The following is an 8,334-nucleotide window of genomic DNA, read 5'->3' as shown; positions in this document are numbered from 1 at the left end:
GACTTCTTGGGCGAGCAAGAAGTCGACCCGCCCGCCGGGGCGGGACCCGGCAAGCTCCCCCGCTCGATGAGCGGAACATCTAAGACCTCCGCCGGTCGACTACCGACATACTCCGCCGCTCACTGAGCGGCAAATCTAAGGCCTCCGCCGGTCGACTACCGGCAAGCTCCGCCGCTCACTGAGCGGCCCCCGTCACCTGCTGATCTCGTCGAGCGTGCGGTCGAAGGCGGGCAGGTATTCCCGCAGGAAGACGTCGACTGCGGGGATTTCCATCTCCCGCAGGGCGGTGAGCTGGGACTCCCGGGCGCTCAGGAAATCGTCGTTGCCCATGCGGATTTCCTCGATGCATTTGACGAGCGCGGAGAGCTTGTCCGCGGCCTTGACGAGGCGGCGGACCTGCGGGTCCTCCTCGAAGAAGCAGGGACGGTATCGTTCAGCCAGCTCCGGAGGCAGGGTGGCGAGCAGCCGGTCGGCGGCGGCCTCCTCAATGGCCTTATAGCTCTCCTTGATGGCGGGGTTGTGGTATTTCACGGGGGTGGGCAGGTCGCCGGTGAGAATTTCGCTGCAATCGTGATAGAGGGCGCAGAGCACCACCCGCGCGGGGTCCGCCCCCTCGATGAGGGCGAGCGCGTGGGCGAAGTAGGCGGTTTCGAGGGTGTGCTCGCTGAGGTTCTCGGTGCGGGAATTGCGCATGAGGCCCCAGCGGCTGATGTATTTCATACGGGAAAGCATTGCGAAAAATCCGTAGGGTTCCATCGTTCTGCTCCTTTCCTGGGCGGTCTTCTGCATCAAATCATACCATATCAGCCACTGAAAGAAAAGAAAGCCTTTGCAGGAAAATTTTCGGCGGGCTTTTAAACTTCGTCATTTGTGGTATAATTTAGTAAGGTAACTTCCCCATCTGTCAGCTTGGAGGTTTTGCAATGCCGCTCACGTCACAGACACAGAATAAGGGCAGCTGCCGCAGGGCGTTTCTGATCGCGCTGGTGACGGCCGCCGTCATCTTTCTCCCGTTCATCATCTGGGACAAGGGGTACTTTTTCTTTTACGGGGATTTTAACGTCCAGCAGATTCCTTTCTATAAGCTCGCCCACGAGGCGGTGCGTTCGGGGGATCTCTTCTGGAACTGGTATACCGACCTGGGCGCCAATTTCATCGGCTCCTACAGCTTCTACCTGCTCGGGAGCCCCTTCTTTTGGCTGACCCTGCCCTTCCCTACCTCGTTCGTTCCTTACCTGATGGGGCCGCTGCTCATCCTCAAGCATGCCTGCGCCGCCTTTACCGGCACCCTCTATCTCAAACGGTTTGTGAAGGAACGCGATTTCGCCGTCTTCGGCGGGCTGCTCTACGCCTTTTCGGGCTTCGCCGTCTACAACATCTTTTTCAACCACTTCCACGAGGCGATCATCTTCTTCCCTCTGCTGCTCGTCGGCCTCGAGGAGCTGATCGTACACAACCGCCGGGGCGTCTTTGCCCTCGCCGTCGCGATCAATGCCTTTGTCAACTACTGGTTCTTCATCGGCGAGGTCGTCTTCGTCATCCTCTATTTCATCATCCGCGCCCTCTCCCCCGACTGGCGCATGAACCTGCGCCGCTTCTTCTGGACGGCGTTTGAATCGGTGCTTGGGCTGCTGCTTTCGATGGCGCTCTTTCTGCCCGCCGTCATGGCGATCATGGGCAACCCGCGCACCGGCGCGGACGAGCTGCTCAGCGGCTGGAACCTCTGGCTCTACTGGCACCAGCAGCTCTACCCCGCCATCGTCTCCTCCGCCTTCTTCCCGCCCGACCTGCCCAGCCGCCCCAACCTCTTCCCCGACCGCGGGGCCAAATGGGCCTCCCTTTCGGCGTGGCTGCCCTTCGTCAGCATGACCGGCGTCATCGCCTACGTCCGCTCCAAGCGCGACTGGCTCCGCCGCATCCTGCTCGTCTGCGCCGTCGCCGCGCTCGTGCCCGGGCTCAACAGCATCTTCATCCTCTTCAACAACTCCTATTACGCGCGCTGGTACTACATGCCCATCCTGCTGATGGCGCTCGCCACCGTGCTCGCGTTTGAAAACCGCTCGATCGACCTCGACAGGGGCTTCCGGTGGACGCTCCTCTTTACCGCCGTCGTCACCGCCATCCTCGGGCTCACCCCGACCCTCCAGTCGGACGGCGGCGTCAAAATCGGGCTGGCCAAATATCCCGAGCGGTTCGCGGCCACCGCGGGCATCGCGATCCTCTCGCTGGCCGCCCTCTGGCTGATTGTCCGCCGCTGGCGCAACACAAAGGCGTTTATGCGCATCATGACCGCCGCGCTCTGCTTTGTGTGCGCGAGCTATTCGATCACCTTCATCGCAACCGGCAAAACCCATTCGGACAAGCCCGATTTCCTGCGCGACACCGCGCTGGCGGGCCGTTACGAGCTCGAGCTGCCCGACGACGGCGTCTTTGCCCGCGCGGACATCTACCACGGCATGGACAACCTCGGCATGTTCTGGCACCTGCCCAACATCCAGGCCTTCCATTCGATCGTGCCCGTCTCGATCATGGAATTCTACCCCAAGGTGGGCGTCAAGCGGGACGTCTCCTCCAAGCCCGAAACGGAATATTACCAGCTGCGCCCGCTGCTTTCGGTGCGCTGGCTCTTCATCAAGACGGACGACCCCGAGCAGGAGCCGATGCCCGGCTGGGAGCCCCGGTCGGTCCAGCTCGGCTACAACCTCTATGAGAACGACTATTTCATCCCCATGGGCTTCACCTACGACTACTATATCACCGTGCGCGACCTCGAGGCGGTCCCCGAGGAGGACCGCGCCGCCGTGCTGCTGCACGCGCTCGTCCTCAAGGACGAGGCGGCCGGCCGCCACGGCGATATCCTCGAATATATGCCCGAGGAGTACTATGGAAGCCTCGACGAGGAGGACTATTTCGCCGACTGCCTCGCGCGGCGGGAGACCGCCGGCTATGAATTCACAACCGACAGCCGCGGCTTTACCTCCCGCATCGACCTGCCGCGGGAAAACCTCGTCTTTTACTCGGTACCCTACGATTCCGGCTGGTCCGCCACCGTGAACGGCGAGCCCGCCCGGATCGAAAAGGCCGCGCTCGGCTTCATGGCGGTGCGCGCGCCCGCCGGGGACAACGTCATCCGCTTCACCTACACGACGCCCGGCCTCTACGCCGGCGTCACCCTCACGCTGGGCGCGGCGCTGCTGCTGGCCGTCTACCTGCTGCTCTGGAAGCGGTACGGGAAAACGCCCGACGACCCGCCGCGGCCTCCTCTGCGGGAGATGACCGACGAGCTGGACGGCGGGGAGCCGGCGGCCGAGTGGAAGGAGCCGGACGGCCCGCGCGAAGAGGACGCGGACGGCCCGCCCGAGCCGCCGCCCGCCTCCTGGTTTGACGAAACGCCCGATTCCGGGGAGGAAACGCAATGAATGAGATTTTATACCTGGTCATCCCCTGCTACAACGAGCAGGAGGTGCTGCCCGAGACCTCCAAACGCCTCAAGGAAAAGCTGGGCGGCATGATCGCCGCCGGGACCGTCTCCCCGGAGAGCCGCGTGCTCTTTGTGGACGACGGCAGCCGCGACACGACCTGGCAGCTCATCTCCGGGCTGCATGAGCGCGACCCGCTCTTTTCCGGCCTCAAGCTCGCCCACAACCAGGGCCACCAAAATGCGCTCGTCGCGGGCCTCACCGTGGCCAAGGACCTCTGCGACATCGCCATTTCGATGGACGCCGACCTGCAGGACGACGTCGGCGCGATCGACCGGTTCGTCGCGGAGTACCAGGCGGGCAGCGACATCGTCTACGGCGTGCGCTCCTCCCGCAAAAAGGACACCCTCTTCAAGCGCACCACGGCGGTCGGCTACTACCGCTTCCTCCGGTGGATGGGGGTGGAGATTGTCCAGAACCACGCCGATTACCGCCTCATGAGCCGCCGCGCCCTCGAGGCGCTCTCCGAGTACGGCGAGGTCAACCTCTTCCTGCGCGGCATCGTGCCGCTCATCGGCTTCCGCACCTCGGTCGTGGCCTACGAGCGCAGCGAACGGTTCGCGGGGGAATCCAAGTACCCGCTGAAAAAGATGCTCTCCTTCGCGATCGACGGCATCACCTCCTTTTCCGTCAAGCCCATCCGCCTCATCACCACCCTCGGCGTGCTGATCTTTGCCGCGAGCGTGCTCTGCCTGCTGTGGCTGCTCGTCACCAAGCTCTTCGGCCACACGGTCGAGGGCTGGACCACCCTCATGGGCTCCGTCTGGGCGCTCGGCGGCATCCAGCTGCTCTGCCTGGGCATCCTCGGCGAATACATCGGCAAGATCTATAAGGAGGTCAAGCACCGTCCCCGCTTTGTGGTCGACCAGTTCCTCAACGGCTGAACCGGGAATTCCCCGCGATAAAAACCGGGCCGCTGCCAATGGCAGCGGCCCGGTTATTTATCTGCGCGGCAGGTTTTACGCGGCCTGTTTTTCGCCCTTGGAGGCGAACAGGCGGTGGAGGACAAAGAGCGCGCCCAGCAGCAGGATGACGGAAACGCCGAGCGTGACCGGGATGCTGCCTCCGGTCAGGCCCGCCACGATATAGCCGATGAAGCAGCAGGCCGCCACGGTGATCGCGTAGACCATCTGGGTGGAAACGTGCTCGATGTGGTTGCAGCCCGCGCCGGTGGACGAAAGGATCGTCGTGTCGGAAATCGGGGAGCAGTGATCGCCGAAGACGCTGCCCGCCAGCGTCGCGGAGAGGGAGACGACCAGCAGCTGGGGCGCGGCCGCCATGCAGACGGGAACGACGATCGGGATGAGGATGCCGAAGGTGCCCCAGGCGGTGCCCATCGCAAAGGAGAGGAAGGCGGCGATCGCAAAGATCAGCGCGGGCAGCAGGAAGCCGGGGAAGCCGCCGTTTTCGACGAGGCCCTTGACGAATTCGCCCGTCATGAGCAGGTCGCGGCAGACGCCGCTGATCGTCCAGGCGAGGATGAGGATGATGTCCGCGGGGACCATCGACTTGACGCCCTCGCCGATGCCGGCCATGAAGTCCTTATAGTGGACGACGCCGCGCGGCACAAAGAGCAGGAACGCCACGATCAGGCCGCCGAAGCCGCCGATGACCAGCGCCTCGGAGGCGGTGCAGTTGCCGAACGCCGCGGCGATCGAATGGAAGGCCGGGTCCTCGCCCCAGTAGCCGCCGTTCCACAGCATCGCGAGGATCGAGAAGATGATCAGCGCCACGACGGGGATGATCATGTCGTAGACGTGGCCCTTGTCGTTGACGGGCAGCTCCTCGCCAACGGTGGAGTCCACCGCGCCGAGCTCGCCCTTGGCCGCGCGCGCCTCCGCGCCCGCCATCGGGCCGAAGTCGAGGTTGGTGCAGCAGAGCGCGACCACCATGACGATCGAAAGCAGCGCGTAGAGGTTGTAGGGGATGGTGGCCACAAAGGCCCCCAGGTCGCTTTCAAACGCGCCCGTCACCGCCAGGTTGGAGCCCACGGCCGCCGCCCAGCTGGAGATCGGCGCGATGATGCAGATGGGCGCGGCCGTCGCGTCGATGATGTACGCGAGCTTCGCGCGGGAAACGCCGTACTTGTCGGTGACCGGCTTCATGACGGTGCCGACGGTGAGGCAGTTGAAATAGTCGTCGATGAAGATGAGCGCGCCGAGCGCGCTTGTCGCAAGCAGGGCGCTGCGCTTGCTCTTGAGCTTGCTGGAGGCCCAGCGGCCGTACGCCCGCGAGCCGCCCGCCATCTGCATGACGACGACCAGCGCGCCGAGCAACGCAAGGAAGAGCAGGATATTGACATCCATGCGGCCCGCCATCAGCTTGAAGGTCGTCTCCGCGACGCCGACCACCGGGTTGAGGCCGGTATTGAGCGCATAGATGAGCGCCCCCGACAGGATGCCGATCATCAGCGAGGAGATGACCTCCTTGGTGATCAGCGCGAGCCCGATCGCGATAATGGGCGGCAGCAGCGACAGCCAGCCTACGAATACAGGTTCCATCTTTCTTTCGTCCCCCTCAAATAAAAACAAATTGTGAACGTACTGTTATAAAGATCGCATAATTGCAGCGAAAAGTCAACACAATCCCACAAATTTCCCCAATTTTTTTGCAAAAAAATACAGCCGCCGGGCGCCGCGGGTATACAAAAAAAGCCGGGCAAACTGTCCGGCCTTTTAAAAAATCCGTTCGGCGCGCGCCCTGCCGCGCAGGTCGCGCTCCCCGTGGAAAAAGCAGACCGCCGTCTCCCCCGGCTCCCGTCCGGGGCTTGTCACGTCGAAGGGAAACAGCTCGAGATGCGCCTGCGGGGGCAGCTTCCGCGCCGCCGCGAGCCGCCGCGCCTCCCGCGGGGCCTCGGGGCAGCAGGCGGGCAGCCGGCGCGGCTTCTCGTGCAGGCAGAGGTCGTACCGGACAAGCCAGCGGCAGACGTCCGGGTCCCCGCCCCGTTCGACGCAGAGCGCGTAAAGCAGATCGTAATACTCGTACTTGCCCACCGCGCGTCCGGGCATCCGCTCCCCGAGCGCGCGCATCGCCTCAAACGGAGAGGGGATGAATTCCAGCAAATATTCGAGCGTATGGGAAAACCGCCCGCTGTTATGGTAGGCCTCGGTCATCTCCTCGACCGATTTGAGCCGCGCCAGCTCCAAAAAGGAGAGCTGCGGCGTGCATAAAATTTCATAGGGCGGCGTTTCGCTGTGGACTAAGCCGTATTCCTCCCGGCGCGCGTAGAGGGCGGAGCCGCGCAGCAGCTTGAGAAAGCCGAGCTGGAGCTGTTCCGGCCGCAGGGAAAACACCTCGTCGTAGCTCTTCGCAAAGCGCGCGAAATCCTCGCCCGGCAGCCCCGCGATCAGATCGAGGTGCAGGTGCGGGCCGCCGGCGGCCGAAAGCGCGCGCACATTCTCCATCAGGCGGCCGACGTCCGTTTTCCGGCAGACCTCCACGAGCGTCTCGCCGCAGGTGCTCTGCACGCCGATCTCGAACTGGAAGAGCCCCGGCCGCACGGCGGAGAGAAACGCCAGCTGCTCCCCGGTGAGCAGGTCGCCGCCCAGTTCCATCTGGAAGCAGGTAACGCCGTTGTCCTGCTCCGCGAGAAACCGCCAGACCGCAAGCGCGCGGTCCGCGTCGAGGTTGAAGGTGCGGTCGACGAACTTGACCTGCATCACCCCCGCGTCGAGGAACCGCCGCAGATCATCGAAGACGCGCGGCAGCGAACGCCAGCGCACCGTCCGGTCGGCCGAGGAGAGGCAATAGCTGCATCCGAACGGGCACCCGCGCGACGACTCATAATAGAGCACCCTGTTTTTGAGCGCGTCGAGATCACGGTAGGGAAAGGGCAGCGCGTCCAGGTCGGTGAACCGTCCGGCGCGCCGGACTCCGCGCGGCCGGCCCTCCCGCAGGACCCCGGCGATCAGCGGCTCCCCCTCGCCGCAGAGGACCGCGTCCGCCCACGGCATCGCCGCGAGCCGTTCCTCCGGGTCGAAGCTCACCTCCGGCCCGCCCAGCAGGATGGACGCCTCCGGGAAGAGCAGGCGCAGGTCCGCGCCGATTTTCCGCACATGCTCGATGTTCCAGATGTAGCAGGAAAAGCAATAGGCGTCCGCGCCCCGGCGCGCAAGGTCTCTGAGGATCTCCCGCGCGGGCTGGTTGATCGTATATTCCGCGATCCCGGAATCCATCCCCTCCGCCGCGAGCACGTTTTGCAGGTCGCGCACCGCGAGGTTGGTGTGGCTGTATTTTGCGTTGATTGCCACGAGCAGGATGTTCATCGCTTTCCTCCTGGGGATTTTCCGCTCATCAAGCGGTGGGGATTGCCGGTAGTAGACCGGCCTGATCACTCTGGATTTGCCGCTCATCGAGCGGCGGAGCTGCCGGGTCCCGCCCCGGCGGGCGGGTCCATTTCTTGCGCGCCCAAGAAATGGACGAAAGAAGGGCGCCTAAGAACCCTCCGCCGGGTTCTTAGGAATCTCCGGGAGTACCTTGCCAAGACCCGCAGACTTCCGCCGCTCCCCACGGGTACACTAGCTGAGGGCTCAACCTAATCTCGAATCTCCCAACAGGTGGAGACGGATAGCGCGGTAAAACCATCCGGCGGAAAACAACGCCCATTCCGGGCGTTTGCACGCTTTACGCGCGTGGGCGGCGAAGCCGACCGGTTTTCCGCCTCCTCGCGTTAAATGCGAGCGAAACAGAAGCGGCCGTGCCTCCCCGCAAGCATTTTCTGATACAGTTCCGGAGGCTCGCCGGCAGAGGCATTGCGCCCGCGGCGCGGCGGCTGGCGGGATGCGGTACACTCGTTCATTGATCCGTGTCACGGGCGCCGCCGACTTTGGCCGAAGGCCAACCGGAGGCGGCGCGG

General features: G+C 64.0%; 5 protein-coding genes. 2 read left to right on the top strand and 3 right to left on the bottom strand.

What is annotated here, in order from left to right:
* Nucleotides 1-192 precede the first annotated feature (192 nt).
* Nucleotides 193-756 carry a 5'-deoxynucleotidase gene (gene yfbR, locus RDM88_RS10255; protein ID WP_308754748.1) on the bottom strand — a complete coding sequence of 188 codons (564 nt, stop codon included), beginning with the start codon at nucleotides 754-756 and terminating at the stop codon, nucleotides 193-195.
* 167 nt (nucleotides 757-923) lie between these two features.
* On the opposite strand from yfbR, the gene RDM88_RS10250 reads away from it, so the two are divergent.
* Together RDM88_RS10250 and RDM88_RS10245 are read left to right on the top strand one after the other, a co-directional pair.
* Entirely contained in the window at nucleotides 924-3,419 is a 2,496-nt protein-coding gene (locus RDM88_RS10250) for a YfhO family protein (protein WP_308754747.1), read from the top strand.
* Nucleotides 3,416-4,363, top strand: coding sequence for a glycosyltransferase family 2 protein (locus RDM88_RS10245; RefSeq protein ID WP_308754746.1), 948 nt, complete (start codon nucleotides 3,416-3,418; stop codon nucleotides 4,361-4,363). Before RDM88_RS10250 ends, RDM88_RS10245 begins: the two co-directional genes overlap by 4 nt.
* 75 nt (nucleotides 4,364-4,438) lie before the next feature.
* On the opposite strand, the gene RDM88_RS10240 is transcribed toward RDM88_RS10245, so the two are convergent.
* Both RDM88_RS10240 and RDM88_RS10235 read right to left on the bottom strand, forming a co-directional pair.
* Nucleotides 4,439-5,980: a Na+/H+ antiporter NhaC family protein gene (locus tag RDM88_RS10240; RefSeq protein ID WP_308754745.1), complete on the bottom strand. Its 1,542-nt coding sequence runs from the start codon at nucleotides 5,978-5,980 to the stop codon at nucleotides 4,439-4,441.
* A 174-nt stretch (nucleotides 5,981-6,154) separates the two neighbouring features.
* Nucleotides 6,155-7,744 carry a DUF4080 domain-containing protein gene (locus tag RDM88_RS10235; protein WP_308754744.1) on the bottom strand — a complete coding sequence of 530 codons (1,590 nt, stop codon included), beginning with the start codon at nucleotides 7,742-7,744 and terminating at the stop codon, nucleotides 6,155-6,157.
* Between the last annotated feature and the right edge of the window lie 590 nt (nucleotides 7,745-8,334).

The organism is uncultured Anaerotruncus sp. (assembly GCF_902490045.1).
Taxonomy (GTDB): Bacteria; Bacillota; Clostridia; order Oscillospirales; family Ruminococcaceae; genus Anaerotruncus.
This window is presented reverse-complemented; position numbering and strand designations above follow the sequence as displayed.